This window comes from Rhizobacter fulvus (assembly GCF_964020785.1).
Genome location: NZ_OZ224516.1, coordinates 3,112,094 through 3,138,850, shown reverse-complemented (window position 1 = coordinate 3,138,850; position 26,757 = coordinate 3,112,094). Strand labels below are relative to the sequence as shown.

The 26,757-nt window shown below is 67.8% G+C and carries 26 protein-coding genes; 13 read left to right on the top strand and 13 right to left on the bottom strand.

The window, feature by feature from the left end; all coding sequences use genetic code 11:
* The first annotated feature begins 5 nt into the window (after positions 1-5).
* From pilB to ACWH49_RS14960, 6 genes are all read left to right on the top strand, one after another.
* Positions 6-1,724 carry a type IV-A pilus assembly ATPase PilB gene (gene pilB / locus ACWH49_RS14985; protein ID WP_056463022.1) on the top strand — a complete coding sequence of 573 codons (1,719 nt, stop codon included), beginning with the start codon at positions 6-8 and terminating at the stop codon, positions 1,722-1,724.
* A 52-nt stretch (positions 1,725-1,776) separates the two neighbouring features.
* Entirely contained in the window at positions 1,777-2,997 is a 1,221-nt protein-coding gene (locus tag ACWH49_RS14980) for a type II secretion system F family protein (RefSeq protein WP_448172173.1), read from the top strand.
* A gap of 11 nt (positions 2,998-3,008) precedes the next feature.
* Positions 3,009-3,866 (top strand): prepilin peptidase, encoded by an 858-nt coding sequence (locus ACWH49_RS14975; protein WP_448172172.1) that lies wholly within the window; start codon positions 3,009-3,011, stop codon positions 3,864-3,866.
* Positions 3,848-4,474, top strand: coding sequence for a dephospho-CoA kinase (coaE, locus tag ACWH49_RS14970; RefSeq protein ID WP_448172171.1), 627 nt, complete (start codon positions 3,848-3,850; stop codon positions 4,472-4,474). Before ACWH49_RS14975 ends, coaE begins: the two co-directional genes overlap by 19 nt.
* Positions 4,475-4,553: 79 nt before the next feature.
* Positions 4,554-5,309: a cell division protein ZapD gene (gene zapD / locus ACWH49_RS14965; RefSeq protein ID WP_056461274.1), complete on the top strand. Its 756-nt coding sequence runs from the start codon at positions 4,554-4,556 to the stop codon at positions 5,307-5,309.
* Positions 5,306-5,530 carry a DNA gyrase inhibitor YacG gene (locus ACWH49_RS14960; protein ID WP_056461271.1) on the top strand — a complete coding sequence of 75 codons (225 nt, stop codon included), beginning with the start codon at positions 5,306-5,308 and terminating at the stop codon, positions 5,528-5,530. Before zapD ends, ACWH49_RS14960 begins: the two co-directional genes overlap by 4 nt.
* Before the next feature lie 12 nt (positions 5,531-5,542).
* Here ACWH49_RS14960 and ACWH49_RS14955 read toward each other — a convergent pair whose 3' ends face one another.
* A complete protein-coding gene (locus tag ACWH49_RS14955) occupies positions 5,543-6,145 on the bottom strand; it encodes an HAD family hydrolase (protein WP_448172170.1) in 603 nt (200 codons plus the stop codon).
* 60 nt (positions 6,146-6,205) lie between these two features.
* Between ACWH49_RS14955 and ACWH49_RS14950 the strand changes: the two genes are divergently transcribed.
* Positions 6,206-6,802, top strand: a complete 597-nt coding sequence (locus tag ACWH49_RS14950; RefSeq protein ID WP_448172169.1) for a DUF938 domain-containing protein — start codon at positions 6,206-6,208, stop codon at positions 6,800-6,802.
* On the opposite strand, the gene ACWH49_RS14945 is transcribed toward ACWH49_RS14950, so the two are convergent.
* The 4 genes from ACWH49_RS14945 to ACWH49_RS14930 form a co-directional block, all read right to left on the bottom strand.
* Positions 6,780-7,478, bottom strand: a complete 699-nt coding sequence (locus tag ACWH49_RS14945) for a helix-turn-helix domain-containing protein (protein WP_448172168.1) — start codon at positions 7,476-7,478, stop codon at positions 6,780-6,782. The genes ACWH49_RS14950 and ACWH49_RS14945 overlap by 23 nt on opposite strands.
* Positions 7,479-7,509: 31 nt before the next feature.
* Positions 7,510-9,093 carry a WS/DGAT/MGAT family O-acyltransferase gene (locus ACWH49_RS14940; protein ID WP_448172167.1) on the bottom strand — a complete coding sequence of 528 codons (1,584 nt, stop codon included), beginning with the start codon at positions 9,091-9,093 and terminating at the stop codon, positions 7,510-7,512.
* A complete protein-coding gene (locus tag ACWH49_RS14935; RefSeq protein WP_448172166.1) occupies positions 9,090-10,790 on the bottom strand; it encodes an AMP-binding protein in 1,701 nt (566 codons plus the stop codon). Before ACWH49_RS14935 ends, ACWH49_RS14940 begins: the two co-directional genes overlap by 4 nt.
* A gap of 78 nt (positions 10,791-10,868) precedes the next feature.
* Complete coding sequence (locus ACWH49_RS14930) at positions 10,869-11,942, bottom strand: phosphotransferase (protein ID WP_448172165.1); 1,074 nt, start codon at positions 11,940-11,942, stop codon at positions 10,869-10,871.
* A gap of 62 nt (positions 11,943-12,004) precedes the next feature.
* On the opposite strand from ACWH49_RS14930, the gene ACWH49_RS14925 reads away from it, so the two are divergent.
* From ACWH49_RS14925 to ACWH49_RS14915, 3 genes are all read left to right on the top strand, one after another.
* Positions 12,005-12,991, top strand: coding sequence for a LysR family transcriptional regulator (locus ACWH49_RS14925; protein ID WP_448172164.1), 987 nt, complete (start codon positions 12,005-12,007; stop codon positions 12,989-12,991).
* A complete protein-coding gene (locus tag ACWH49_RS14920) occupies positions 12,988-14,598 on the top strand; it encodes an amidase (RefSeq protein WP_448172163.1) in 1,611 nt (536 codons plus the stop codon). Before ACWH49_RS14925 ends, ACWH49_RS14920 begins: the two co-directional genes overlap by 4 nt.
* Before the next feature lie 107 nt (positions 14,599-14,705).
* A complete protein-coding gene (locus ACWH49_RS14915) occupies positions 14,706-15,635 on the top strand; it encodes an exopolyphosphatase (RefSeq protein ID WP_448172162.1) in 930 nt (309 codons plus the stop codon).
* Between the two features lie 24 nt (positions 15,636-15,659).
* Here the strand turns inward: ACWH49_RS14915 and ACWH49_RS14910 are convergent, their stop codons facing one another.
* The 6 genes from ACWH49_RS14910 to ACWH49_RS14885 form a co-directional block, all read right to left on the bottom strand.
* Positions 15,660-16,847 (bottom strand): DUF4382 domain-containing protein, encoded by a 1,188-nt coding sequence (locus ACWH49_RS14910; RefSeq protein WP_448172161.1) that lies wholly within the window; start codon positions 16,845-16,847, stop codon positions 15,660-15,662.
* Positions 16,844-17,695: a DUF6502 family protein gene (locus ACWH49_RS14905; protein WP_448172160.1), complete on the bottom strand. Its 852-nt coding sequence runs from the start codon at positions 17,693-17,695 to the stop codon at positions 16,844-16,846. The genes ACWH49_RS14910 and ACWH49_RS14905 overlap by 4 nt, the downstream gene beginning before the upstream one ends.
* Before the next feature lie 79 nt (positions 17,696-17,774).
* Positions 17,775-19,004, bottom strand: a complete 1,230-nt coding sequence (locus tag ACWH49_RS14900; RefSeq protein ID WP_448172159.1) for an acyl-CoA dehydrogenase family protein — start codon at positions 19,002-19,004, stop codon at positions 17,775-17,777.
* Positions 19,005-19,148: 144 nt separating this feature from the next.
* Positions 19,149-20,336 carry a 4-hydroxybenzoate 3-monooxygenase gene (pobA, locus tag ACWH49_RS14895; protein ID WP_448172158.1) on the bottom strand — a complete coding sequence of 396 codons (1,188 nt, stop codon included), beginning with the start codon at positions 20,334-20,336 and terminating at the stop codon, positions 19,149-19,151.
* Positions 20,337-20,378: 42 nt separating this feature from the next.
* Entirely contained in the window at positions 20,379-21,368 is a 990-nt protein-coding gene (locus ACWH49_RS14890) for an NAD-dependent epimerase/dehydratase family protein (RefSeq protein ID WP_448172157.1), read from the bottom strand.
* Between the two features lie 46 nt (positions 21,369-21,414).
* Positions 21,415-21,969 carry a GAF domain-containing protein gene (locus ACWH49_RS14885; protein WP_448172156.1) on the bottom strand — a complete coding sequence of 185 codons (555 nt, stop codon included), beginning with the start codon at positions 21,967-21,969 and terminating at the stop codon, positions 21,415-21,417.
* 282 nt (positions 21,970-22,251) lie between these two features.
* Here ACWH49_RS14885 and groES point away from each other — a divergent pair, with 282 nt between their 5' ends.
* Both groES and groL read left to right on the top strand, forming a co-directional pair.
* Positions 22,252-22,542, top strand: coding sequence for a co-chaperone GroES (gene groES, locus ACWH49_RS14880; RefSeq protein ID WP_056461224.1), 291 nt, complete (start codon positions 22,252-22,254; stop codon positions 22,540-22,542).
* Between the two features lie 27 nt (positions 22,543-22,569).
* A complete protein-coding gene (groL, locus tag ACWH49_RS14875; RefSeq protein ID WP_056461221.1) occupies positions 22,570-24,222 on the top strand; it encodes a chaperonin GroEL in 1,653 nt (550 codons plus the stop codon).
* Positions 24,223-24,305: 83 nt separating this feature from the next.
* On the opposite strand, the gene ACWH49_RS14870 is transcribed toward groL, so the two are convergent.
* Entirely contained in the window at positions 24,306-25,211 is a 906-nt protein-coding gene (locus tag ACWH49_RS14870) for an alpha/beta fold hydrolase (RefSeq protein WP_448172155.1), read from the bottom strand.
* A gap of 72 nt (positions 25,212-25,283) precedes the next feature.
* The gene (gene yihA, locus ACWH49_RS14865) at positions 25,284-25,973 is read right to left on the bottom strand and encodes a ribosome biogenesis GTP-binding protein YihA/YsxC (RefSeq protein ID WP_448172154.1); all 690 of its coding nucleotides are present in this window, start codon (positions 25,971-25,973) and stop codon (positions 25,284-25,286) included.
* A 64-nt stretch (positions 25,974-26,037) separates the two neighbouring features.
* Between yihA and ACWH49_RS14860 the strand changes: the two genes are divergently transcribed.
* The gene (locus tag ACWH49_RS14860; protein ID WP_448172153.1) at positions 26,038-26,667 is read left to right on the top strand and encodes a c-type cytochrome; all 630 of its coding nucleotides are present in this window, start codon (positions 26,038-26,040) and stop codon (positions 26,665-26,667) included.
* The last annotated feature ends 90 nt before the right edge of the window (positions 26,668-26,757 follow it).

The following is a 26,757-nucleotide window of genomic DNA, read 5'->3' as shown; positions in this document are numbered from 1 at the left end:
GAACCGTGGACACCTTGGCAGAAGCTCCGCAATCCGCGCTATCCGGCGTGGCACGCGTGCTCGTGCACGCCGGAAAGCTGAATGCCAAGGTCGCCGAGGACCTGGTCAAGAGTTCGAAGGACAAGCGCAACAGTTTCGTGGCGTCGGTGATTGCGGCGGGCGCGGTCTCGCCGGCCGACCTGGCGCATACCTTGTCTGCCGCCTTGGCGCTGCCGCTGCTCGACCTGTCCGCGATCGACCCGCAGCGGCTGCCGCGCAATGTGATCGACGGCAAGCTCGCTGCCCAGTACCAAGTTGTCGTGCTCGGCAAGCGTGGCAGCCGGTTGTTCATCGGTGGCGCCGACCCCACCGACCAGGAAGCCGTCGAGCGCATCAAGTTCGCCACCCAGCTCTCGCCTGAATGGGTGATCGTCGAGCACGACAAGCTCGCGAAGATGCTCGACTTGAGCAGTGCCAGTGCGAACGAGACGCTCGAATCGCTGTCCTCGGGCGATTTCGAATTCGATGTCACCGACGACGTCACCACGCCGCAGGAATCGAACGAGGCCTCCTCGGACGTCGAAGACGCCCCGGTGGTGCGCTTCCTGCAGAAGATGCTGATCGACGCGATCAACATGCGCGCCTCGGACCTGCACTTCGAACCCTACGAATACCACTATCGCGTGCGCTTCCGGATCGACGGCGAGCTGCGCGAGATCACGCAGCCGCCGATCGCGATCAAGGACAAGCTGTCGTCGCGAATCAAGGTCATCTCGAGACTCGACATCGCCGAGAAGCGCGTCCCTCAGGATGGTCGGATGAAGCTGAAGTTCGGCGCCAAGGCGATCGACTTCCGCGTCAGCACTTTGCCGACGCTGTTCGGCGAGAAGATCGTGATCCGAATCCTCGATCCGAGCAGCGCGAAGGTCGGCATCGAGGCGCTCGGCTACGAGAAGATCGAGAAGGACCGGCTGCTCAAGATCATCCAGCGCCCGTACGGCATGGTGCTGGTGACCGGCCCGACGGGCAGCGGCAAGACCGTGTCGTTGTACACGTGCCTCAATATCCTGAATCAGCCGGGCGTCAACATCTCGACCGTCGAGGACCCGGCGGAAATCAATCTGCCCGGCGTGAACCAGGTCAACGTCAACGACAAGGCAGGGCTCACTTTCTCGGCCGCGCTGAAGTCGTTCCTGCGCCAGGATCCGGACATCATCATGGTCGGCGAGATCCGCGACCTCGAAACAGCCGACATCGCGATCAAGGCCGCCCAGACGGGCCACATGGTGATGTCGACGCTGCACACTAACGACGCGCCGACCACGCTGACCCGCCTGCTGAACATGGGCGTCGCGCCGTTCAATATCGCCTCCAGCGTGCTGCTGATCACCGCGCAGCGGCTGGCGCGCAAGCTGTGCGAGACCTGCAAGACACCCGCCGACTACCCGCGCGAGGCGATGCTCAAGGCCGGCTTTGCCGACCATGATCTCGACGGCACCTGGAAGCCGTTCCGCGCCGTCGGCTGCTCGGCGTGCACCAATGGCTACAAGGGCCGGGTCGGCATCTACCAGGTGATGCCGATCACCGACGAAATTCAGAAGATCATCCTGAACGAAGGCACTTCGATGGACATCGCGACGCAGGCCCAGCGCGAAAGCGTGCGGGACCTGCGCCAGTCGGGTCTGGTCAAGGTGCGCGCAGGCGTCACGACACTCGAGGAAGTGATCTCGGTGACGAACGAGTAGGCCTCCATACCAACACATCGAAGGGACGGGGAGGACACTCCTCGAAGTTCATATGGCGACTGCAGCGGCCGCGAAAAACATCAAGGACCTGGTCTTCGAATGGGAAGGCCGGGACAAGAACGGCAAGGTCGTTCGCGGCGAGATGCGCGCGGGCGGCGAGGCCGTCGTCGGCGCCAGCCTGCGCCGCCAGGGCATCCTCGTCAACAAGGTGAAGAAGCGTCGGCTGAACGGCGGCAAGTCGATCAAGCAGAAGGACATCGCGATCTTCACGCGCCAGCTGACCACGATGATGCGCGCCGGCGTGCCGCTGATCCAGGCCTTCGACATCGTCGCTCGCGGAAGCACCAACCCACGGATGACGCGCCTGCTGACCGACATCCGCAGCGACGTCGAGACCGGCACCAGTCTGTCGTCAGCGTTTCGCAAGCACCCGCTCTATTTCGACGCACTCTACTGCAACTTGGTCGAGGCCGGGGAGGCCGGCGGTATCCTGGAGCAACTGCTGGATCGCCTGGCGATCTACCAGGAAAAAACGATGGCGATCAAGAACAAGATCAAGTCCGCCTTGATCTACCCGATCGCGGTGATCGTCGTGGCCTTCGTCGTGCTCGCGGTCATCATGATCTTCGTGATCCCGGCGTTCAAGGAGGTGTTCTCGTCGTTCGGCGCCGACCTGCCGGTACCGACGCTGGTCGTGATCGCGATGTCCGAATTCTTCGTCAAGTACTGGTGGCTGATCTTTGGCTTCCTTGGCGGCGGAACATACTTCTTCATCCAGTCGTGGCGGCGCTCGATCAGGATGCAAAAATTCATGGATCGGCTGCTGCTGCGCGTGCCGGTATTCGGTGATCTGGTCCGCAAGTCGGCCGTGGCGCGCTGGACGCGTACGCTGTCGACGATGTTCGCCGCCGGCGTCCCGCTTGTCGAGGCACTCGACTCGGTCGGTGGCGCCTCGGGCAACGCGGTCTACGCCGAAGCGACCGAACAGATCCAGAAGGACGTGTCGACCGGTTCGGCTTTGACCACCTCGATGCAGACCACCGGCGTTTTCCCGACGATGGTGCTGCAGATGTGCGCGATCGGCGAGGAGTCGGGCTCGCTGGACCAGATGCTCGGCAAGGCCGCGGAGTTCTATGAGGACGAGATCGACGAGGCCGTCAAAGGGCTGTCCAGCCTGATGGAGCCGTTCATCATCGTGATCCTCGGCGTGCTGGTCGGCGGCATCGTGGTCTCGATGTACCTCCCGATCTTCAAGCTGGGGGCCGTCGTCTGACCGCCGTTCGGATGTTGGACCCGCAACTCGTCGGCGCGCTGCTGTCGCCGCTCACGCTGGCCGTGCTCGGCCTGTTGATCGGCAGCTTCCTGAATGTCGTGATCCACCGCATGCCGCTGATGATGGAGCGCGGCTGGCGCATGGAGAGCGCCGAACTGCTCGGGGTGACGATCGAGCCCACGCCCGAGATCACGCTGTCGACACCGCGCTCCCGCTGCCCGTCGTGCGGGCACCAGATTCGCTGGTACGAGAACATCCCGGTCGTCGGCTACCTCGCGTTGCGCGGCAAGTGTTCCGCCTGCAAGGCACCAATCTCGGTGCGCTACCCGGCCATCGAGATCCTGACCGGTTTGCTGTTCGCCGCCTGCGGCGTGCACTTCGGCGCCCAACCCACCGTGCTGCTGTGGTGCGGATTTGCCGCCACGTTGGTCGCGCTCGCCTTCATCGATCTGGACACCAGCTTCCTGCCCGATGACCTGACGCTGCCGCTGATGTGGGCCGGAATCGTCTCGGCCGCGTTGGGCTGGATCCCGGTCACGCTCAGCGCCTCGGTGGCCGGCGCAGCGATCGGCTACCTGTCGTTGTGGTTCGTGTTCCATGCCTACCGCCTGATCCGCGGCAAGGAAGGCATGGGCGCCGGTGACTTCAAGCTGCTCGCCGCACTCGGCGCGTGGATGGGCTGGCAGGCGATTCCGTCGATCATCCTGCTGTCGTCCGCGGTCGGCGCGATCGTCGGCATCGCGCTGATCATCTTCCGTCGCCACGACCGCGACGTGCCGATCCCGTTCGGCCCCTACCTCGCGGGCGGAGGGGTTGCGGCCCTGTTCTTCGGCGAGCAGCTTTCCCGCCTGTGGATGCCGCCGGTCTGACACCGGGCCGGCTGCAGATCGGCCTGACCGGCGGGATCGGCAGCGGCAAGAGCACGGTGGCGCGGCGGCTGGCGACGCACGGCGCGGTCGTCGTCGACACCGACCTGATCGCCCGCCAGCTCACCCTGCCCGGCGGCGCGGCCATCACGGCCATCGCTGCGGCGTTCGGCGCGGACCTGATCGACGCCAACGGCGCGCTCGACCGTCACCGCATGCGCGAGATCGTTTTCGCGGATCCGCTGAAGAAGCGCGAGCTCGAGGCCATCCTGCACCCGATGATCGGCCTGGAGACCGAACGCCAAGCCGCGGCGGCGGCCGGAATAGCCGTCGTTTTCGACGTTCCGCTGTTGGTCGAGTCGGGCCGCTGGCGGGCCCGCGTCGACAAGGTGCTCGTGGTCGACTGCGCCGAACGCACGCAGGTCGAACGCGTGGTCGCGCGCTCAGGCTGGACGCCTGCTGCGGTGCAGGCGGTCATCGACCAGCAGGCTCCGCGCCCGCGCCGGCGTGCCTGTGCCGATGCGGTGGTGTTCAACGACGGCATCACACTGGCAGAGCTCGAGCGCCAGGTGAGTGCACTGTGGGCGTGCTGGACCCGACCAGCGCAGTGAGTCTCGTGTGGCGCCCACGCGTCACTGTGGAACAATCGCGCCTCGACAGGTCCCGCTTTGCCTGTTCAGGACCCCCACAGTGATCCTTTACGAATACCCGTTCAACGAAGGCATCCGCACGATGCTGCGCCTCGAGCACCTGTTCGACCGGCTCGGCCAGTTGATCGCGCGCGAGGCTCCGGTCGATCACCACTACGCGCTCGCCACGCTGTTCGAGATCCTCGACGTGTCGTCCCGCGCCGACCTGAAATCCGACCTGCTGAAGGAACTCGACAAGCACAAGCAGCAGTTCAACAGCTACCGCGGCAACCCGTCGATCTCCGAGGCCGCGCTCGACGACGTGGTTGCCAAGATCGACCACGCGTTCAATGGCCTCAACGAGGTCCAGGGCAAGGCCGGCGCGGCGCTGAACAGCAACGAGTGGCTGATGAGCATCCGCAGCCGCATCAGCATCCCGGGCGGCACCTGCGAGTTCGACCTGCCGGCGTACTACGCCTGGCAGAAGCTCGAGCCGCAGCGTCGCCGCGCCGACCTGATGCAGTGGGTCGCCTCGCTGATGCCGCTGGCCGAGGCGCTGCAGGTGCTGCTCGGGCTGCTGCGCGATTCCGGCACGCCGCACAAGGTCGCCGCGCCAGCCGGCCAGTACCAGCAGAGCCTGCCGCAGGGCCGTGTCTACCAGTTGATGCGGGTGCGCCTCGACGTGCCCGAAGACATCGTTCCCGAGATCAGCGGCCACCGCCTGATGGTCTCGGTGCGCCTGATGCGGCAGGACGCCGAGGGCCGCCTCAAACCCAGCCTGGAAGACGCCAACTTCGAGTTGACGCTCTGTTCATGAGCGCGGGGACCGTCGGGGCGCGGACGATCCGCTGCCCGGGATGTGGCGGGCCGAGCGTGTACGCCGCCGACAACCCGTATCGCCCGTTCTGCAGCGCACGCTGCAAGAACAATGATTTCGGTGCATGGGCGAGCGAAGCCTTTGCCGTGCCGGCCGATCCGGAGCCGGACGCCGACGCGCCCGAGCCCGGCACCGGCCGACCCGACCCGTTGCCGCATTAGCCCGCCCGCGGCTCAGCGGCTCAGCCAGTGGTCGGCGAACCCGGCCAGATTCTCGTGCGTCGACTTCGCCCACCTGAGGTCCGGCCCGACGTTCGGGCTGCCGTTCGGCGCGCGCAGCACCAGCGCGGTGTGGACATGCGCGGGCAGGCCACGCATGTAGAGGATGTAGTCGTCGACGAACGCGAGCGGGTTCAGCATCTCGATCGCATCGGCCTTCGGGCTGCGTTCGCCTTCGTGGTTGCCGGTCGCGATCACCCGCTCGATCGGAAAGCCGAGATTGCGCAGATTGCGAAGCCGGGCGGCCTCGAATTCCAGGTCGAGCGCCGAGACGCAAATCAGCTCGAAGCCGGCGTCATGCAGCCGATGGCAGGCGTCGAGCGCGCCGTCGATCGGCGGCATCGTGGTCCAGAAATGCTCGTCGAATGCCGCCCGGAAGATCGGCCTGCGTTCGGGCGTCAGGCGGTCGACCGCCCAGCGGTCGATCGGCCAGTAGGCGTGCGGGTCGCGGTCCGTCGGTCGCATGCCGAACGCACGTTCCCAGGCCGAGGCGTAGCCGAGCTGGAAGTCGAGCAGCACGCCATCGCAGTCGAGCGCAATCAAGGGTCGGGAAGCCATCCCCGGACTGTAGCGAGACCCGCGCCACCGCGCTGTCACCCGCAGGACGACAATCGAACGATGCAGCACAAACCCTTCTCGCCCGCCTGCGAGCGCAATCAGGACGCGATCCTCGCGGTGCTGCGCACGCACTTCGCCGATCGCACGCGGGTGCTCGAGATCGGCAGCGGCACCGGACAGCACGCCGTCCACTTCGCCCGCGCGCTGCCGCAGCTGACCTGGCAGACCTCCGACGTGCCGGCCAACCTGCCGGGCATCCGCCAATGGCTCGACGAGGCGGCGTTGCCGAACACCCCGCCCCCGCTCGTGTTCGACGTCAACGAGGAGCCGCCCGCGGGTCGATACGACGCGGCCTTCAGCGCCAACACGCTGCACATCATGGGCTGGACGGAGGTCCAGGATCTGTTCGCCCTGCTGCCGGTGATGCTGGACGCGAACGCCCTGCTGACGATCTACGGACCGTTCAACGTCGCGGGCGCCTTCACGAGCGCCAGCAATGCGGCGTTCGACGCCGTGCTGCGCCAGGCGGATCCGAAGCGCGGCATCCGCGACATCGAGGCCGTCGACGCGCTCGCGCGAACCGCCGGCTTCGCGCTGATCGACGATTGGGCGATGCCGGCCAACAACCGCTGTGTCACGTGGCGTCGGGCGGGTTGACCTTGCTCTTGCCGGCCTTCACCGTCTCGCCGCGAAACACCAGCGCTGCCTCGAACGACGCGCGCACGAACTTCAACGCGGCGGCGAACTCCTCGTCGTTCAGTTGCCGCGCCGCGTCGCTGGCGCGGTAGAGGTTGGCGAATTCGCGCTCGCGCCCGGCCTGCACGGCCAGCTTGCCGATTCCGAGGCTCTCGAGCGTGGCCCACAGCTTGGGGTTGTAGGTTCGGGTCAGCTTCATCGCGACCGGGATCGGGTCGTTGCGACCGAGCACGCCGGCCAGCCGCAGGATGATCTCGAATGGCAGCCCGACCTTGCCGCCCTCCACCTGCTCCAGCAGCGAGGTGTCCTTCAGGTTGATCGCGTGGCCGAGGTCGCCCAGCGTCAGCCCGGCGCTCTCGCGCAGGTCGCGGAACAGCCCGCCGGCCTTTTCCACCGCGGCCTTGTGCGAGGGCTTGGTCAGCCGCGAGCTGGCGACCCGGAACGACAGGTCGGCGGCCGTGTTGGCGATGCCGAGCACGAAATCGGTCCACGACCGCAGGTCGCTGGCCAGCGTCATCAGGCTCTTTTGATCCGGCGGCGCGACGATCACCGCGTCACTCACCGGGCGCTTTGCCGCCGGAAGCTTCGAGCGGGTCGACGGGGTCTTCTTCGCGGGTGTGCGCTTTGCGGTGACCATGCGAGCCCTCGGTGGTGAGTACGGTATGAGGTCAGCGCGCCGCAGCGGAAGCGCTCTTGGCGCTGCGCTTGCGGGCGACGCCGGTCGGCGGCACCACGGCACGGCGTCGCGTCATCGCCGGCTTTTTCGCCGTCGGTCGCTTCTTCGCCGTCGGTGCCGGCTCGGGGTCCGCCGCCCGCGGCGTCGCCTCGGCCGCCACGTCGAGCGCCTCGATGACCGCGCGGAGCTTCTTGTGCTCCTCGACGATGTAGTCCGCCAGGTCGGCCACGTCCGGCAGCGCACGCCGGCATGCCGTCAGCCCGACCTCGAGCAGCCCGTTGTAGCTCTGCACCGTGATGTTCAGCGCGATGCCGTGGCCGGGGATCGAGACCGGGAAGAAGTTCGCGAGCTTGGCGCCGGCGAAGTACAGCGGGAACTGCGGCCCCGGCACGTTCGAGATCGCGACGTTCGCCACCGGCGGCAGCCGGTTCGCGAGCCGCGAGCGGCCATACAGCGAGACCAGCCCGGTCATGATCCACGGCACGCCGAGCGACGGGAAGTCGGTCGGCATCGCGCCCTTCACGCTGCCTTGCAACTTCTTGCCCAGGTTGGCCGACGCGTTGATCGCCATCAGCCGCTCGATCGGATCGGCGATGTGCGTGGCCAGGCTCACCAGCATCATCGACACCTGGTTGTTCGGGTCGGTGTTGCCGGCTTCGCGCAGCGAGACCGGCACGCCGGCGATCAGCGGCTTGTCGGGCGTCACGTCGTAGTCCGCGAGGTAGCGCTTGAGCGCGCCGGCGCAGGTCGCCATCACGATGTCGTTCAGGCTCGCACCGCTGCGCTTGGCCATCGCCTTGACCTCGGCCAGCGAGATCGAGCGCGCCGCGAACGAACGCTGGTTCGTGATCGCGACGTTCAGCGGCGTCTTCGGCCCGAGCTGGAAGCCCTCGGGCAGGCTCAGGTGCCGCTTGCCATCGACCTCGGAGACGGGGTAGACGACTGCCCGCAGCGCCCGCCCCATCGCCGGCAGCGACTTGAACAGCTTGATGTACTGCGTGACCGCGTTGCTGACCGCCGCACCGGCCAGCTCGGCCACGCCGAGCTGGTAGCGGTTGGTGCGCGGACGCTGGCGCGGCGGCTTGGTCGGCGGCGGCGTGGCCGAGCCGCTGAGCAGCGCCTTGGCGATCGCGACGCCGGCCTGGCCGTCGATCGCCGCGTGGTGCATCTTGTTGTAGATCGCGACCTGGCCGGTGTTCAGGCCTTCGATCACGTAGATCTCCCACAGCGGCCGGCTGCGGTCGAGCAGGCTCGAATGCAGGCGCGCGACGTACTTCTCGAGCTGCTCCATCGTGCCGGGCCGCGGCAGGATCACGTGGCGCACGTGGTAGTCGAGGTCGACGTCCTCGTCGTCGACCCAGACCGGGTTCGCGAGGTCGAACGGCATCAGCGCGAGCTTGCGCTGGAACACCGGGGCGAGGTGCATGCGCGTGGCCATCCAGCGCTTCACATCTTCGTAGTAGTCGCCGGCGTAGCCCTCGGGGAGGTCGGCAATCTGCAGGCTGCCGACGTGCATCGGCATCTCGGGCGTTTCGAGGTGCAGGAACGAGGCGTCCATGCCGCTGAGGTGGATCATGCTTGTGCCCTCTTCTTCGCTTCTTCTTCGACCAGTTCCTTCTTCAACAGCTTGCCGACCGGCGACTTCGGCAACTCGGCGCGCAGCTCCATTGCCTGCACCATCTCGTGCTTGCCGATGCGGTCCTTCAGGAAGGCCTTGAGCTCGTCGAGCGTGAACGCAGCCGCGCCGTTCTTGAGCTTGATGAAGGCCTTCGGCGACTGGCCGCGGTACTCGTCGGGAATGCCGATCACGCACACCTCCTCGACCGCCGGGTGCTCGTAGATCGCCTCCTCGATGACCCGGGGGTACACGTTGTAGCCGCCGCACAGCAGCATGTCCTTGGTGCGGTCGACGATGAACACGAAGCCGTCGTCGTCCATGTAGGCGACATCGCCGCTGCGGAAGAAGCCGTCCTTCGTCATCGACTTGGCCGTGGCCGCCTCGTTCTTCCAGTAGCCCTTCATCACGTTCGGGCCGCGGATGCACAGCTCGCCGGGCTCGCCGCGCGGCGCCTCCTGCTCGGGGTCGCTCAGGCTTTCGAACTTGAGTTCGATGCGCGGCAGCGGCATGCCGCACGAGCCGGCCTTGCGCATGCCGTGCACCGGCGTGAAGGTGCCGGTCGGCGAGGTCTCGGTCATGCCCCAGCCCTCGTTGAGCTTGCAGCCGGTCAACTCGACGAAGCGGTTCGCCACCTCGACCGGCAGCGGCGCGCCGCCCGAGCCGCAGAACTGCAGCGACTTCAGCTCGCCGGCCTGCACCCGCGGGTGCGCGGCCAACGCCATGTACATCGTCGGCACGCCGGCGAACAGGCTGATCTTCTTGTCGATCAGGTCCTTGATCACCGCATCGACGTCGAAGCGCGCGTGCAGCACCATCAGCGCACCCAGACGAACGCCGTACAGCAGGTTGACGGTCAGGGCGTAGATGTGGAACAGCGGCAGCACCACCAGCACGCGCTCGACGCCTTCCGTCAGAACGCGCGGGTTGCCCTGCGAGGTCGCGAGGTACTGCGCGCAGGCCGCGGTCAGGTTGGCGTGGGTCAGCATCGCGCCCTTCGGCAGCCCGGTCGTGCCGCCGGTGTACTGCAGCACGACGATGGCCTGACGCAGGTCGCCGAGCGCATGCGGCTCGTACGCGCCGTCGTTGGCGAGCAGCTGGTCGAAGCTCAGGTGGCGCTCGTCGCTCGCCACCGGCGCCAGCTGCCCGGCCGCCTGAAGGTGGGCGCGCACGCCGGCCGGCTGCGCGGCGTAGTCGGCCAGGTTGCCGACGACCAGCTTCTTCAGGCGCGAGGTGCCCAGTTGCCGCGCCATCTGCGGGTAGAGCACTGTCAGGTCGAGCGTCACGAGCACATCGGTCTCGCTGTCCTCGATCTTGTGCGCGAGCACCCGCTCGGCGTCGAGCGGCGAGTAATTGACGACGGTGCCACCGGCCTTCAGCACGCCGAAGAAGGCGATCGGATAGTGCGGCGTGTTCGGCAGGTACAGACCCACATGGACGCCGGGCCCGACGCCGATCTGCTGGAAGCCCTTGGCCGCACGGTCGGCCAGTTCGCCGAACTCACGGTAGGTGAGGGTGCGGCCCATGAATTCGATGGCCGGGTTCTCGGGCCAGCGCCGCACGGCGTCGTCGAGCAGTTGCTGCACCGGCATCAGCGGAAGTTCCGCGTCCCAGCGCACGCCGTCGGGGTAGTTCTTGATCCAGGGGTGGTCGGCCAAAGTGGGCTCCTCGTTCCGGGGCGCGGATGCGCCGCGGGGGTTCGTCTTGCGGGAACTATCGCGTGGCGGCGGGCCGCGTCAGTTCGGTGTTTGCCCGGTGTCGGCCAGCACACGCTGCCACGCGATGTCGGCCACCACGCGGCCCTTGCGGCCCGCCTCGAACGCATGCGCGCTGGCGGCCGAGCCGTCGAGCGCGCGTTTCAGGATGCCCTGCGAGATCGCGGCACCCCGAAACAGGTTATAGGCGATGTAGAACGACCACTCGATCGCGGACGGCGGCGTGGCGCCGGTGCGCTCGCAGTAGCGCGCGAGGTAGGCCTCGGCGCTCGGGATGCCGAGCGCCGCCAGATCGGGCCCGACCAGGCCGCGCATCTCGCCGGCCGGCATGATCCACGCCATCGCGTGATACGCGAAATCGGCCATCGGGTGGCCGAGGGTCGACAGCTCCCAGTCGAGCACCGCGATGACGCGCGGCTCGGTCGGGTGGAACACGAGGTTGTCGAGCCGGTAGTCGCCGTGCACCAGCGACGCCGCCTCAGAGGGCGGGATGTGCGCCGGCAGCCAGTCGATCAACCGCTCCATCGATTCGATGCGCTCGGTCTCCGACGCGCGGTATTGCGCTGTCCAGCGGCCGATCTGCCGGGCGAAGAAATTGCCGGGCTTGCCGTAGTCGGCCAGCCCGATCGACGCGTAGTCGACGCTGTGCAGCGCGGAGAGCGCGGCGTTCATGCTGTCGAAGATGGCGGCCCGTTCAGCCGGCGCCATGCCGGGCAGGCCCGGGTCCCACAGGATGCGTCCCGGCACGTTCGCCATCACGTAGAACGCGGTGCCGATGACTGAATCGTCCTCGCACAGCGCGAAGGTCTCGGGCACCGGCACGTCGGTGCCGGCGAGCGCGCGCATCACGCGGAACTCGCGGTCAACGGCATGCGCGGAAGGCAGCAGCTTGCCCGGCGGCTTGCGGCGCAGCACGTAGCTGCGCGACGGCGTGGCGAGCAGGAAAGTCGGGTTCGACTGCCCGCCCTTGAACTGGCGCACCTGCAGCGGGCCGGCATAGCCCTCCACGTAGCGACGCAGCCAGGCGTCGAGCGCGCCCTCGTCGAAGCGGTGGCGCTCCTGAACCTCGCTGGTTCCGGTGAACTGTCCGGTCATCCTGTCTCCTGGCCCGCTCTGTGTCGGTCTGCGACCGTATGCTGCCACGGCAGGCGGCGCCAATGAACTTTGCGCGTTATCGTCATGCACCGGGCGCATTTGCCCCTTTCAGCGTGCCGCTCGTGGTCAACGTCAGCCGAGTCGATCTGAACCTGTTCGTCGTGCTCGACGCGATCTACACCGAGGGGGGCATCACGCGCGCGAGCGAGCGCCTGAACCTGACCCAGCCGGCGATCAGCCACGCGCTGGCCCGTCTGCGCGAACTGGTCGACGACCCGTTGTTCGTGCGCGAGGGTCACGCGATGGTGCCGACGCCGGCCGCGCACGCGCTGATCGGCCCGGTGAGACGCGCGCTGAAGGAGATCGAGGGCTCGCTGAATCAGCTGAAGCAGTTCGAGCCGGCCACGTCGACCCGCGCGTTCCGCATCGGCATGCGCCACATCGTCGAGTCGGCCGCCCTGCCGGCACTGGTGCAACGCGTGCGCGCGCAGGCGCCGCACGTCCAGATCGTCTCGGCCCACCACGACCGCGACGCGCTGCACGGCGCGCTGGCGAAAGGTGAGCTCGACGCGGTGATCGACGTGCTGCTGCCACGCGTCCAACACGTCTCGTACCAGCTGCTGGCCGGCGGACGCATGGTGGTGGCCGTGCGCGCCGGGCATCCGCGCGTCGGAGACACGCTGGACCTCGCGACCTACCTGGAGATGGAGCACGTGATGACCAGCTCGCGCCGCAGCGGGCCCGGTCTCGAGGACCTGGCGCTGCAGCGCCTCGGCCGCGAGCGCCGCGTGGCCGTGCGCTGCCAGCACCACTGGACGGCCTGCCAGCTCGTCGCCAGCTCCGACCTGCTGCTGACCATGCCCGAGCGTTACGCCGGCATCGCAAACGCGGCGCTCGGCAACCGCTTGCTGCCGTTCCCGCTCGCCACGCCGGCCAACGATCTGTACCTGTACTGGCATGCCAATGCCGACGCCGAACCCGGCAACCGCTGGCTGCGCGAGCAGATCCGCAGTTGCCTGGCCGATCACGAACCCGCCGAATCCGCATGAACGAGAACCGTCGCCACTTGCTGCTCGCCACCGTCACCGGCGCGCTGCTGCCCGCCACCACCAACGCGCAGACCGCGCCCGCCGGAGACCCGATGACCCCGATCGCGCTCGAAGAACGCAGCCTTGCCGATCTGCAGGCCGACCTGGCGTCCGGACGCGTCAGCGCGCAGCAGTTGGTCTCCGCGTACACCGAGCGCATCGAGCGGATCGACCGCCGCGGCCCGACGCTGGCGGCCGTGATCGAGCTGAACCCCGACGCGCTCGCGACCGCAAAGCAGCTCGACGCGGAGCGCGCCGCCGGTCGCACGCGCGGGCCGCTGCATGGCATCCCGATCCTGGTCAAGGACAACGTCGCCACCCGCGACCGCATGCAGACCACCGCCGGGTCGCTCGCGCTCGCGGGCATCCGACCGCCGGACGACGCGTTCGTGGTGCAGCGCTTGCGCGCCGCCGGCGCGGTGATCCTGGGCAAGACCAATCTGAGCGAGTGGGCCAACATCCGCAGCAGCCAGAGCAGCAGCGGCTGGAGCGCGCGGGGCGGGCTGACCCGCAACCCCTACGCGCTGGACCGCAGCGCCTCGGGCTCGAGCTCGGGTTCCGGCGCCGCGGTGGCGGCGAGCCTGTGCGCCGCCGCGGTCGGCACCGAGACGGACGGTTCGATCGTGAGCCCGTCGTCGGTCTGCGGCATCGTCGGGCTGAAGCCGACGGTCGGCCTCATCTCCCGACGCGGCATCGTGCCGATCGCGCACAGCCAGGACACTGCCGGCCCGATGGCGCGCAGCGTGCGCGATTGCGCGCTGCTGCTGGGTGCGCTGGTCGGCCACGATCCGCAGGATCCCGCGATGAGCGAGGGGGCACGCCCGGCGGTCGACTACGCCGCCGCGCTCGACGCCGGCGCGCTCAAGGGCGCGCGGCTCGGCGTCGCACGCCAGTTCTTCGGCTTTCACGAGCCGACCGACCGCGTCTTCGCCGGCGTGCTGGCGGCACTCGAGCGCGCCGGCGCGGTGCTCGTCGACCCGGTCGAACTGCCCGCGATCGAGAGCATCGGCGACGCCGAGCTGACCGTCCTGCTTTACGAGCTGAAGGCGGACCTGAATGCCTACCTCGCGGGCCTCGGCCCGAATGCCGCCGTCAAGTCGCTCGCCGATGTGATCGCCTTCAACGAGCGGCACGCCGAGCGCGAGCTCCGATGGTTCGGGCAGGACCTGTTCGCAAAGGCCGAAGCCAAGGGCCCGCTGACCGACGAGGCCTACGTGAAGGCACGCGCCCAGTGCCTGCGCGTGGCACGCGAGGAAGGCATCGTCGCCGTGATGAAGCAGCACCGGCTCGACGCCTTCGTTGCGCCGACCGGAGGGCCGGCGTGGCGCAGCGACCTCGTCATCGGCGACCACGTCGTCGGCGGCGGCAGCACCACGGCGCCGGCGGTGGCAGGCACGCCCGCCGTCACCGTGCCGGCCGGCTTCGTGCAAGGCTTGCCGGTCGGGCTCACCTTCTTCGGTGGGGCGTGGAGCGAGGCGCGCCTGCTGGCGCTGGCCTACGCGTTCGAGCAGGCGACGCAGGCCCGGCGCCCGCCGCGCTACCTGGCGAGCATCGACACGCTCCTCTGACGGCCCTGTCGGGCATTAGCGCACGGCGGCGCCCTCGCCGGCCCTTCAGTTGTCGCGCGCCGCGCCGTAAATGTGCGGACGACGCCTGTCAACCGAAGGACCCGACCATGAGCCCACAGAAGTACCGTCTCATCACCCGCAGCGATTTCGACGGCCTGGTCTGCGCCGTGCTGCTGAACGAGATGAAGCTGATCGACGAGATCAAGTTCGTCCACCCCAAGGACATGCAGGACGGCAAGATCGACGTCGGCCCGCGCGACATCACGACCAACCTGCCCTACGTGCCGGGCGCCTACCTGGCGTTCGACCACCACCTGTCGGAGTCGATCCGCAACGGCAAGCACCTGAACCACATCATCGAGGTCGATGCGCCCTCCGCCGCGCGCGTCGTCTACAACCACTACGGCGCCCGCGACGCCTTCCCGCGCATCACCGACGAGATGATGCTGGCGGTCGACAAGGCCGATTCCGCGCAGTACGAGCGCGACGACATCCTCGATCCCAAGGGCTGGGTGCTGCTGAACTACCTGATGGACGCGCGCACCGGCCTCGGCCGTTTCCGCGACTTCCGCATCAGCAACTACGCGCTGATGATGGACCTGATCGAGTACTGCCGCGACCACACGATCGAGCAGATCCTGGAATTGCCGGACGTGCGCGAGCGCGTCGACCTGTACTTCGAGCACGCCGAGCCGGCACGCCGCCAGATCGAGCGCTGCGCCGCCGTGCACGGCAACCTCGTCGTGCTCGACCTGCGTGGCGAGGAGACGATCTACGCGACCAACCGCTTCATGGTCTACGCACTGTTCCCGCAAACCAACATCTCGATCCACGTGATGTGGGGCGTGCAGAAGCAGAACACCGTGCTCGCAACCGGCAAGTCCATCCTGGACCGCAGCAGCCGCACCAACGTCGGCGGGCTGATGCTGACCTATGGCGGTGGCGGCCACGTGGCCGCGGGCACCTGCCAGATCGCGAACGACCAGGCCGACGCGACGCTGGCGGCGCTGATCAGGACGATCAACGCCGACGGCTGATGCGCTGGCCCGCCCGCGGGGCCGTCACGGGATGGTCAGGGTCAGCGCCGGCACCGCCGCGCTGACATCGAGCGCCTGCGTCTTCAGCGTACCGGCCGAGGTGGCCTCGATCGTGTACCGGGCGGCGGCAGAGGCGTCGGGCGTGAACACTGGCGCTGTCACGCCGGCCGCGTACGCGTTGCGCACCGGCGCAGCGATCGGCAACGAGAACGAGAACGCTCCGCTGAGGGCATCGACGGCGCCCCATCCCGACTCGAGCGTGGGCCCGCCATTCAGCGTCTGCAGCGCACGCACCGTCGCCGTGACCGGCGTCACCGTGCCGTTCACCGCCCGCACCGCGCTGGCGGGCGGCACGATCGGCGCGCCGACGGCGTTGACATAGGTGTAGGCACTCGTCGTGACCGGCACGCCGGTCATCACGGCCATGACGCGGCCGGGTGCCGTGACCACCAGGTCATAGGTGCCGGCCGGCACCGGGTAGAGCTGGAACTGGCCGGTCGAATCCGGCGCGGTCGCCTTCACCGGCCGGCCGTTGACCTGAACCGACACGCTGGTCGAGCCGTTCGCCAGCAAGGGGTCCAGGTAGCCGACCACGCGCATCCCGGCGTCCGACAGGCGCGGGATCACGCTGATCACCGGCTTCAGGTTGTACTGGCCCGAATTGCCGCGCTTGACGATGGATTTGCAGGCGTCGAAATCGAGCACGTAGTCGGCGATCTGGTCCGGCGCCACCTCGATGTCGGCGTTGAGCTTCAGCCCGCTCTGGTTCGCGCTCGGCGTGGTCAGTGGCGTCTCGCTGCCGCCGGTGGGCACGACCGAGTTCGCCAGGGCCGGCGCGCCGTTGCCGTTCTCGGCCAGCACCAGCCGCACCTGCGTGTACTTGCCCGCAGGCAGCTGGGTTTGGCCGAGCTCGACCAGCACCCCGTTCTGCAGGGTCAGCAGGTCGACCCGCTTCGGCGGGTTGACGACGATCTCGGACCAGCCGGCGTCGGCGTCCGCCGCGCTCGCGCTGGCGTGGATGCGGACCTTCTCGACCGTGATGTTGACCGCGTCGAAGCCGCAAGACGGCGCGTCGGTCATCGACATGCGCACGGTGCCATACGCGGAGCCGGTGCCGCCGATCCCGCCTCCTCCACCACCGCCCCCGCCGCAACCGGCGAGGAACAGGAGCAAAGCGGTGGATGCAGCGATAGCGCGCAACAGAGTGGTCATGACTGGCCTCGTTCGGCAGGAGGCGGCTCGTCGCCGAGCCGCTCTTCGAAATAGTAGATGCCCAAGCCGACGCGGGCATGGGGCAGGTGAGGGTTCTCGTGCGGCGCGTCGGGATCGTGTTCGGCGAGCCAGCGGTCGAGTTGCTCGAGCAGCGCTTGCGCCCGCGACGTGCTCAGCCGCCGGAACGCCGGCAGTTCGTCGACGCGAATGCGGTGATACATCACTTTGCGCTGGAATCGCGGGTCGGCGGCGCCATCGGTCAGGTTGTGGTCGATCGTCTCGATCAGGTCTGCCACGTCGGTGCCCAGGATCTGCAGCTTGTCGACCGAGCTGCCGATCGGCAGGTAGCCGCGCGCCACCGGTTCGATGCGGCCGTCGTCGAGGCGCCGCACGGCACCGACGCGCAGCAACTCGTCGAGCACGGCGCGGGCCGGCATGTCGCCGCTGTAGAGCCGCGCGAGCTGCGGGAAATCGCCGACGGCGTCGGTGCTCAGCGGGCGCGGCGTGCCGGCCGCGTCATGGAATTTGGGGTCGCGCAGCCAGCCGCCGAGCACGCGGGCGGCGCGGTTGTAGCGCTCGTTCGTCTCGGCCGCATCGGGCTCCGGCTCGGTCAGCAGGCGCTGGACGTCCTTGCGCGTCAGGCCGGTCAGGATCGACGCGCGGGCCGCCGAGGGCTTCTTGCCCGGAATGGCGAAATCGTTCATCGCCACCTCCACGTAAGCCCGCTTCGCGATCTCCTGGAATGCACCGAACGGCACCGCGTGACGAAGCAGCAGCCGCACCAGCGGGCGCAGCAGTCGCATCGTGGCGGCATGCAGGGCCGCGGTCGCTCGGGAACCATCCTCCATTTTTGGGATGTTTGTCCCAAACGCCTTGCCAGTCAATGTTGCAGGTGTGAGCGGTCGTGACGATTCCCGATCCGCGGACTCAAAGGTACGCAGCCAGCTCCTGCTTGGCAATGGCGTTTCTATGGACCTCGTCGGGGCCGTCGGCCACGCGCAGGTGGCGTTCGTAGGCGTAGAAGCTCGTCAGCAACGTATCCTGGCTGAGCCCCATCGCGCCGAAGGCCTGCATCGCCCAGTCGATCACCTTGACGCAGTTGTTCGGCGTCAGCACCTTGATCATCGCGATCTCCTTGGCTGCGACCTTGTTGCCCACGGTGTCCATGCGGTGAGCGGCGTTCAGCACCATCCAGCGCGACTGGTCGATCAGCATGCGCGATTCGGCGATCCGCTCGCGCCACACGCCCTGGTCGGCCAGCAACTTGCGGAACGCCGTGCGCGAGGCCAGGCGCCTGCACATCATCTCGAGTGCCGCCTCGGCCATGCCGATCGCACGCATGCAGTGGTGAATGCGTCCGGGCCCGAGCCGACCCTGCGCGATCTCGAAGCCGCGCCCTTCGCCGAGGAGGATGTTCGAGACCGGCACGCGCACGTTCTCGAACACGATCTCCGGGTGACCGAACGGCGGGTCGTAGACGCCGAGCAGTGCCATGTCGCGCACGATCGTGATGCCGGGCGTGTCCTTCGGCACCAGGATCATCGACTGCTGCTTGTGGCGGTCGGCGTGGTCGGGATCGGTCTTGCCCATCAGCACGAAGATTTCGCAGCGCTCGTTCATCGCGCCGGTGATGTACCACTTGCGGCCGTTGATCACGTACTCGTCGCCCTCGCGGCGGATGCTGCACTGGATGTTGGTGGCGTCGCTCGACGCGACTTCCGGCTCGGTCATCGCGAACGACGAACGGATCTCGCCCGCCAGCAGCGGCGTGAGCCAGCGGGCTTGCTGCTCGGGCGTGCCGTAGCGGGCCAGCACCTCCATGTTGCCGGTGTCGGGCGCGGAGCAGTTGAAGATCTCCGCGCACCAGTAGCGCCGGCCCATGATCTCGCACAGCGGGGCGTACTCCACGTTCGTGAGGCCGGTCGGCGCATGGGTATCGCCGGGGTGCGGCGGCAGGAACAGGTTCCACAGGCCCTGCTCCCGCGCCTTGGCCTTCAGGCCGGCCATCATCGGCAGCTCGGCGTAGGGCCGGCCGGCCTTGGCATTGGCAGCCAGTTCTTCCTCGCGGCGCTGTTCGTTCGGATAGACGTGGTCGTCCATGAACTTCAGCAGGCGTTCGCGCAGTTCGACGACCTTGGGGGAGAACTCGAATTCCATGACGGTGTTCCTGTGACGTTGAGCGTGCGTCGAAGATACGCACCGCGACGCCCACCGGGTGTCCGGCAGGCGACAAGGGCCGATGCAGATTGTTGATGCCGCCCGCCCCGCCAATTCATTTGACGCCGGCGGCACGCGGGGGGCTCAGGCTTCGAACGGCAGCCCGACGTAGTTCTCGGCCATCGCGGTCGACGCGGCACGCGAGCCGACCAGGTAGTCGAGTTCGGCGCGCTGCAGCTTCTGGCCGATCGCGCCGGTCTCCGGGAACTTGTGCATCAGCCCGGTGAACCACCACGAGAAGCGCTCGGCCTTCCAGACCCGGCGCAGGCACTTCTCCGAGTAGTGATCGATGCCGGCGCGGCTTTTCTCGGCGTAGAACTCGATGAAGGCGCGCGACAGGAAGCGCACGTCGGCGGCCGCCAGGTTCAAGCCCTTGGCGCCGGTCGGCGGCACGATGTGGGCCGAGTCGCCGGCCAGGAACAGCGTGCCGAAACGCATCGGCTCCGCAACGAAGCTGCGCAGCGGTGCGATGCTCTTCTCGATCGACGGGCCGGTGACCAGCGCCTCGGCCGCGGCCGGGTCGAGCCGGCGGCGCAGTTCGTCCCAGAACGCGGCGTCGCTCCACTGCTCGACCTTGTCGTGCAGCGGGCACTGCACGTAGTAGCGTGTGCGCGTGGCCGAGCGCATCGAGCACAGCGCGAAACCGCGTTCGTGGTTCGAGTAGATCAGTTCGTGCGCGACCGGCGGCGTGTCCGCCAGCACGCCGAGCCAGCCGAACTGGTAGACCTTTTCGTAGATCGACAGCGCCTTCGGCGGCACGCTGGCCCGGCTCACGCCGTGGTAGCCGTCGCAGCCGGCGATGAAGTCGCAGGCGACTGTGTGGACGACGCCGTCGAGCGTGTAGCTGACGGTCGGGTGGTCGGTGTCGAAGCCGTGCGGTGCCACGTCCTTCGCGCCGTAGATCGTCGGCAGGCTGGCAGCGGCGCGCGCCGCCATCAGGTCGCGCGTCACTTCGGTCTGGCCATAGACGGTCACGTGCTTGCCGCCGGTCAGCCCGTGCATGTCGATGCGGTGGCGCGCGCCGCCGAAGCACAGCTCGAAGCCGTCGTGCACCATCCCCTCGGCATGCATCCGCTCGCCGACGCCGGCCTCGTCGAGCAGGTCGCAAGTCGTCTGCTCCAGCACGCCGGCGCGAATGCGGCCGAGCACGTAGTCGCCAGTCTGGCGCTCGAGGATCACGTTGTCGATGCCGGCCCGGTGAAGCAACTGACCGAGCAACAGCCCGGCCGGGCCGGCGCCGATGATCGCGACTTGGGTGCGCTGGGTGCTCATGCGGAAATCCTCATCGGCCACGACGCGGGCCGGCGCCGTAGTCTAGGGCGCGACGGGGTACGGGCCGTCACCCAGGAACGGCCCCGGGTGGTAGCCCTTCTTGCCGATCTCGAGCGCGAGCGCACTGCGGTGGTCGCCGCCCGAACGCAGCCGCTCGAGCACCGAAGCGAAGTCGTGGCGGGGCTGCCAGTGCAGATCGGTGCGGGCCTTGGCGTTGACGTAGACGCGATCGATGCCGTCGAACATCTTCCAGCCGCGGCGCTGATACTCGGCCTCGAAATCAGGCACGCGGCGTGCCACGACGCCGGCCGCGCCGCGACGCAGCGCCGCGAGATCCACCGCCTCGAAGGGCGTCGTCGCGCTGACGATGTAGCGGCCGAAACCGAGCACCGGCGCACGCTCGAGGGCGCACAGGTGCGCATCGACCGCGTCCTCGATGTCGACACGGCGGTTCAACAACTCGTTCACCTTGGCGTTCGCGTCGAAGTAGTCGTCGCGCGTGCGCTTGCAGTCGTCGTCCTCCGGAAAGAAGCGCGAGGTGCGCAGCACCAGGCACGGCAACCCGTGCAGCGCATGCATCAATTCGCACAGGTTCTCCGCGGCCAGCTTGGTCACGCCATAGATGTTCTTCGGGCGCGGCACGACCTCCTCGGTGATCCAGGCGGCCGGCGCGCCCGGCGCCGGGATCAGCACGTGTCCGTAGGCGCTGGTCGTGCTGGTGAAGATGAAGGCGCCGACACCCCCGGCGAGCGCTTCCTCCAGCAGGTTCAGCGTCCCGGTGATGTTCGTGTCGACGAAATGCTGGCGCGTGTGGGTCGCGATGTGCGGCTTATGCAGTGTGGCGGTGTGCAGCACCGCGTCGATGCCGTCCATGCAGCGCGCGACGAACGCCCGATCGGCGACCGAGCCGACATGCCGCGTGTACGGCGACGCCCGCACGTCGCAACCGACCGCGTCGTGCACGCTTTCCGCCAGCGTGCGCATCAGCGCTTCGCCGAGGTGGCCGGCGCTTCCGGTGACGAGGATCTTCATGGCGGGCAGTCTGGGGCTCGCGGTCCGCAGGTGCCATGGCGCCCAGTCACGTCAGGAAGCCCCCGGTGGACAGCGAATTCCCGAGCATCCGGCGCTGGCTCCGCAAGGTCGAGATCTCGGCGGCGCACTTCCTCAGCGCCGTCACCTCGGCGGATCGCCATGTCCGTGCGACATTGTTCGTGCAGGTGATGATGCCCCACACCTCGCCGTGGCCGCCATACGAGGCGGCCAGCAACGCGCGGATCCCGAACGGCACGAGCATGGCGTCCTTCACCGACTGGAGCGCCGGATCCGCGAAGGTGTCGCCGCAGACATAGCACCCCTCGCGCACCAATGCGCCGAAGAAGCCGCCGCCCGACTCGGGGAACACCGCGGCGCCCGCGATGGCCATTCCCCTGACACCGTCATAGGCCGCGACGCTGCGCATCACGCGCCGGCCGATGGGCCCGGAGACGCTCCAGAACGTGACGTGGATGCATCCCAGCGCCTTCTGGATGTGCTCGGCCACTTGGCCGGCAGCGTCGATGTCGGTCACGCGCCCGGCGTCCACTTCGTGCGCCAGGTCTCTCATGAGGAAATGGAAATTCGGCACACCGGTCACGCGGGGATCTCCGTCCTTGATTCAGCGCGGCATTTTCTCGCAACCGGCGGCACGTGGAGTCAGCGGCGTCGGAGCCATCGTGCCCGCTCGCGCTGAACGGGCGGCGATGTCACTTGAAAGATCGGGTCGTCGCCCTATAATCCGCCCTGCTAGCACTCGCTTCCAGTGAGTGCTAACGGCGGATCGGCGTGCCCCAGGTCGCGATCCGCCGTGGAAAGCTGAGTGCCCACTTCGCTTCCAAGCCACGATTTATATCGTTCTTAAGTCCATCAAGGAGATGCTATGAAACTTCGTCCGTTGCACGATCGCGTGATCGTCAAGCGCCTGGAACAGGAAACCAAGACCGCCTCGGGCATCGTCATCCCCGACAACGCCGCCGAAAAGCCCGATCAGGGCGAAGTGCTGGCCGTCGGTCCGGGCAAGCGCAATGACAAGGGCGACTTCGTCGTCCTGAACATCAAGGTCGGCGACCGGGTGTTGTTCGGCAAGTACAGCGGCCAGACCGTCAAGGTCGATGGCGAAGAACTGCTGGTGATGAAGGAAGACGACCTGTTCGCGGTCGTCGAGAAGTAATCCCACGGTACACAGGAGAACATTCAAATGGCAGCAAAAGACGTAATTTTCGGCGGCGAAGCCCGCGCACGCATGGTCGAGGGTGTGAACATCCTGGCCAACGCGGTCAAGGTCACGCTCGGCCCCAAGGGTCGCAACGTGGTGCTGGAGCGTTCGTTCGGCGGCCCGACGGTCACCAAGGACGGTGTCTCGGTCGCCAAGGAAATCGAGCTGAAGGACAAGCTTCAGAACATGGGCGCGCAGATGGTCAAGGAAGTCGCTTCCAAGACCTCCGACATCGCCGGTGACGGCACCACCACCGCCACCGTGCTCGCGCAAGCCATCGTTCGCGAAGGCATGAAGTACGTGGCCGCGGGCATGAACCCGATGGACCTGAAGCGCGGCATCGACAAGGCCGTCACGGCGCTGGTCGAGCAGCTGAAGAAGCAGTCGAAGGCCACCACGACCTCGAAGGAAATCGCGCAAGTCGGCACGATCTCGGCCAACAGCGACGAGGAAGTCGGCAAGATCATCGCCGACGCGATGGACAAGGTCGGCAAGGAAGGCGTCATCACCGTCGAAGACGGCAAGAGCCTGAACAGCGAACTCGAAGTCGTCGAAGGCATGCAGTTCGACCGCGGCTACCTGTCGCCGTACTTCATCAACAACCCGGAAAAGCAGACCGCGACGCTGGACAACCCGTTCGTGCTGCTGTTCGACAAGAAGATCAGCAACATCCGTGACCTGCTGCCGACGCTGGAGCAAGTCGCCAAGTCGGGCCGTCCGCTGCTGATCATCGCGGAAGAAGTCGAAGGCGAAGCGCTCGCCACGCTGGTCGTCAACACGATCCGCGGCATCCTGAAGGTCGTCGCCGTCAAGGCGCCGGGCTTCGGTGACCGCCGCAAGGCGATGCTCGAGGACATCGCGATCCTGACCGGCGGCAAGGTCATCGCCGAAGAAGTCGGCCTGACGCTCGAGAAGGTCACGCTGGCCGACCTGGGCCAGGCCAAGCGCGTCGAAGTGGGCAAGGAAAACACCACGATCATCGACGGCTCGGGCGCCGCGGGCGACATCGAGGCGCGCGTCAAGCAAGTGCGCATCCAGATCGAGGAAGCCACCAGCGACTACGACCGTGAAAAGCTGCAAGAGCGCGTGGCCAAGCTGGCCGGCGGTGTGGCGGTGATCAAGGTCGGCGCCGCCACCGAAGTCGAGATGAAGGAAAAGAAGGCCCGCGTCGAAGATGCGCTGCACGCGACCCGTGCCGCCGTCGAGGAAGGCATCGTGGCCGGTGGTGGCGTCGCGCTGCTGCGCGCCAAGCAATCCGCGGGCGTCATCAAGGGCGACAACCCCGACCAGGAAGCCGGCATCAAGCTGGTGTTGAAGGCCATCGAAGCGCCGCTGCGCGAGATCGTCTACAACGCCGGCGGCGAAGCCAGCGTGGTCGTGAATGCGGTGTTGGCCGGCAAGGGCAACTACGGCTTCAATGCGGCCAATGACACGTATGGCGACATGATCGAGATGGGCATCCTGGACCCGACGAAGGTCACGCGCACGGCCCTGCAGAACGCAGCCTCGGTCGCGTCGCTGATGCTGACGACGGAAGCCATGATCTCCGAGGCGCCGAAGGACGAAGCCGCCGGCGGCGGCGGCATGCCGGGTGGCATGGGCGGCATGGGTGGCATGGGCGGCATGGACATGTAAGACGACCCGGGCGGTCAAAGCCGCCCGATTCGCACCCGCAAAGAGGGCACTTCGGTGCCCTCTTTCTTTTGACGCGTCCGATTTCAGCGGCGCAGGTGCTTGTCGATCTCCGCGGCGATGGACGCCGGCCGCTCGTGGATGATCCAGTGGCTCGCGCCCGGCACGCGCACGAGGTTCATGTCGGGCACGAACTCGTCCAGGCCGTCGATCAGCGCGACCGGCAACGCCATGTCGTCCTCGCCCCAGATCACCAGCGTGGGACGCCGGACCGTGACGTACTCGCGCGGGAACTCGACCTTCATGACCGCGGACTCGGCATCGAGCGGCGGGCGCAGCGGCGAGGCGCGGTAGTAGTTGCAGCCGCCCGTCAGCCCGGCGTCCCAGATCGCGCGGTACTGGTCCCGAACCGATTCGGTGAGCCAGCCGCCGCCCTCGCGGCCGGTGTCCGCCGCGCCCATGTTGGTGAACATCGGCCACATGCGGGCGTAGTCGTTCTCGGCGAGCAGCTTCTCGGCATCGGGCCGGCACAGGAAGTTCATGTACGCACTCGCCGCCTGCTGGTTCGGGCTGCTCTTGAGCTCGCGCAGGAACAGGGCGGGGTGCGGCGAATTGATGATCACCAGGCGCTTCATCAGTTCCGGATGGAGCGCGGCCAGCGTCCAGGCGACTGCGCCGCCCCAGTCGTGAGCGACCAGCGCCTCGAGCGGTGCGCCCTCGCCCAGCTGCGCGATCAGCGCCTGCAGGTCGGCCATCAGGTGCTTGACGCGGTACTGCTCCGGTTCCGTCGGCGACGAGGACGGGCCGAAGCCGCGCAGGTTGGGCGCGACGCACCGGTAGCGGTCGCCGAAGTGCTCGAGCACTTCGTCCCAGACGAACGCCGCCTCGGGAAAGCCGTGCAGGAACACGAGCAGCGGCGCGCCGGGCCGGCCGGTGGCGCGGCAGTTCAGCGTGATGCCGTGGGGGAGCGCGAGGTCGAAGGTGTCGATCATGAAAGCCTCCATGCAGGGGCGCCAGTATCGGTGCGACGCGCCGACGCCGGCGTCACGATCGGGACAGGGGCGTCAGCCGTGGACCCAGCTGTAGAGCACCTTGGCGGCGTCGTCGATACCCGACTTCTTGAGCGCCGAGAACAGCGCGACGCCGACGTCGGCCTCGTCGGTCGCGAGCTCGCCAAGCACGGCCTGCGCGCTCTCCAGCGCGGCGTTCGACTCGGCCCGATTGAGCTTGTCCGACTTGGTCAGCAGCACCAGCAGCTTGACCGAGCCGTTGCCGACGCGCGGCGCGACGAAGCTCATCAGCTGGTGGTCGAGGTCGGTGAAGCCCAGGCGGGAATCGACCATCAGCACCACGCCGACCAGGCTGCGGCGCACGTCGAGGTAATCGGCCATCACCTTCTGCCACCGCAGCTTGGCGCCCCGCGCCACCGCGGCGTAGCCGTAGCCCGGCAGGTCGGCGAAGATCGCGTTGGGGACCATCTTCGGCCCGAGGTCGAACAGGTTGATGTGCTGCGTGCGGCCGGGCGTCTTCGAGGCGAACGCGAGCCGCTTCTGCTGCGTCAGCGTGTTGATCGCGGTGGACTTGCCGGCGTTGGAGCGGCCGACGAAGGCGATCTCGGGCAGCTCGGTCTGCGGCAGCTGGTCGAGCTGGCTGGCCGTGGTGCGAAAGCGCGCGGTGTGCGCCCAGCCGAGGGCCCGCTTGGCCTCGTCGACGAGGGCGTCCGGTGCCGGATTGGAATTGTTTTGCTCGGCCATGGAGTCGCCCAAAGCCATCATTGTAAAATCATGGGGTTTTGCACATGAAACACGTCGCACTCCTATGAAGTCCGTTGCCTCCGTCGTCGCCTCCCTCTTGCTCGCCGCCTGCGCCTCGTCGGCGATCGCGGCCGAGGCCGCCAAACCCGCTGCGAAGCCCGATCTGGCGAAGGGACAGGCCACCTCGACCAACGTGTGCGCCGCCTGCCACACCAGCGACGGCTCGCGCGGCAGCCCCGCAAACCCTATCCTGCAGGGGCAGCACCCGGAATACCTGGTCAAGCAGCTGACCGAGTTCAAGTCCGGCAAGCGCCAGAACGCCGTGATGTCGGGGATGGCCGCGACACTGAGCGAAGACGACATGAAGAACGTCGCCGCGTTCTACGCCGGCAAGGTCGCCAAGCCCGGCTTCGCGAAGAACAAGGCCACGGTCGAGCTGGGCGAGAAGATCTACCGCGGCGGCATCGCCGATCGCAACGTGCCGGCCTGCGCCGGCTGCCACAGCCCGAACGGTGCAGGACTGCCGTCCCAGTACCCGCGTCTGGCCGGCCAGCATGCCGACTACACCGAGGCGCAGCTGGTCGCGTTCCGCAGCGGCGTGCGCAAGAACAGCGTGCCGATGACCGGCGTCGCCGCCAAGATGAACGACCGCGAGATCAAGGCCGTGGCCGACTACATCGCCGGCCTGAACTGACCGCCGCGTTCTTCCCCCTCCTGGAAAGGGCCGGTCTCGTACCGGCCCTTTGCCTTTGATTCGCTCGCTTCCGCACGCCGCCCCGGATAA

Coding starts and splice junctions, on each gene's coding strand:
- ACWH49_RS14980 (WP_448172173.1), top strand. CDS start 1,777: ATGGCGACTGCAGCGGCCGCGAAAAACATCAAGGACCTGGTCTTCGAA.
- ACWH49_RS14975 (WP_448172172.1), top strand. CDS start 3,009: ATGTTGGACCCGCAACTCGTCGGCGCGCTGCTGTCGCCGCTCACGCTG.
- ACWH49_RS14960 (WP_056461271.1), top strand. CDS start 5,306: ATGAGCGCGGGGACCGTCGGGGCGCGGACGATCCGCTGCCCGGGATGT.
- ACWH49_RS14955 (WP_448172170.1), bottom strand. CDS start 6,145: ATGGCTTCCCGACCCTTGATTGCGCTCGACTGCGATGGCGTGCTGCTC.
- ACWH49_RS14950 (WP_448172169.1), top strand. CDS start 6,206: ATGCAGCACAAACCCTTCTCGCCCGCCTGCGAGCGCAATCAGGACGCG.
- ACWH49_RS14945 (WP_448172168.1), bottom strand. CDS start 7,478: ATGGTCACCGCAAAGCGCACACCCGCGAAGAAGACCCCGTCGACCCGC.
- ACWH49_RS14940 (WP_448172167.1), bottom strand. CDS start 9,093: ATGATCCACCTCAGCGGCATGGACGCCTCGTTCCTGCACCTCGAAACG.
- ACWH49_RS14930 (WP_448172165.1), bottom strand. CDS start 11,942: ATGACCGGACAGTTCACCGGAACCAGCGAGGTTCAGGAGCGCCACCGC.
- ACWH49_RS14925 (WP_448172164.1), top strand. CDS start 12,005: ATGAACTTTGCGCGTTATCGTCATGCACCGGGCGCATTTGCCCCTTTC.
- ACWH49_RS14920 (WP_448172163.1), top strand. CDS start 12,988: ATGAACGAGAACCGTCGCCACTTGCTGCTCGCCACCGTCACCGGCGCG.
- ACWH49_RS14915 (WP_448172162.1), top strand. CDS start 14,706: ATGAGCCCACAGAAGTACCGTCTCATCACCCGCAGCGATTTCGACGGC.
- ACWH49_RS14910 (WP_448172161.1), bottom strand. CDS start 16,847: ATGACCACTCTGTTGCGCGCTATCGCTGCATCCACCGCTTTGCTCCTG.
- ACWH49_RS14905 (WP_448172160.1), bottom strand. CDS start 17,695: ATGGAGGATGGTTCCCGAGCGACCGCGGCCCTGCATGCCGCCACGATG.
- ACWH49_RS14900 (WP_448172159.1), bottom strand. CDS start 19,004: ATGGAATTCGAGTTCTCCCCCAAGGTCGTCGAACTGCGCGAACGCCTG.
- pobA (WP_448172158.1), bottom strand. CDS start 20,336: ATGAGCACCCAGCGCACCCAAGTCGCGATCATCGGCGCCGGCCCGGCC.
- ACWH49_RS14890 (WP_448172157.1), bottom strand. CDS start 21,368: ATGAAGATCCTCGTCACCGGAAGCGCCGGCCACCTCGGCGAAGCGCTG.
- groES (WP_056461224.1), top strand. CDS start 22,252: ATGAAACTTCGTCCGTTGCACGATCGCGTGATCGTCAAGCGCCTGGAA.
- groL (WP_056461221.1), top strand. CDS start 22,570: ATGGCAGCAAAAGACGTAATTTTCGGCGGCGAAGCCCGCGCACGCATG.
- ACWH49_RS14870 (WP_448172155.1), bottom strand. CDS start 25,211: ATGATCGACACCTTCGACCTCGCGCTCCCCCACGGCATCACGCTGAAC.
- yihA (WP_448172154.1), bottom strand. CDS start 25,973: ATGGCCGAGCAAAACAATTCCAATCCGGCACCGGACGCCCTCGTCGAC.
- ACWH49_RS14860 (WP_448172153.1), top strand. CDS start 26,038: ATGAAGTCCGTTGCCTCCGTCGTCGCCTCCCTCTTGCTCGCCGCCTGC.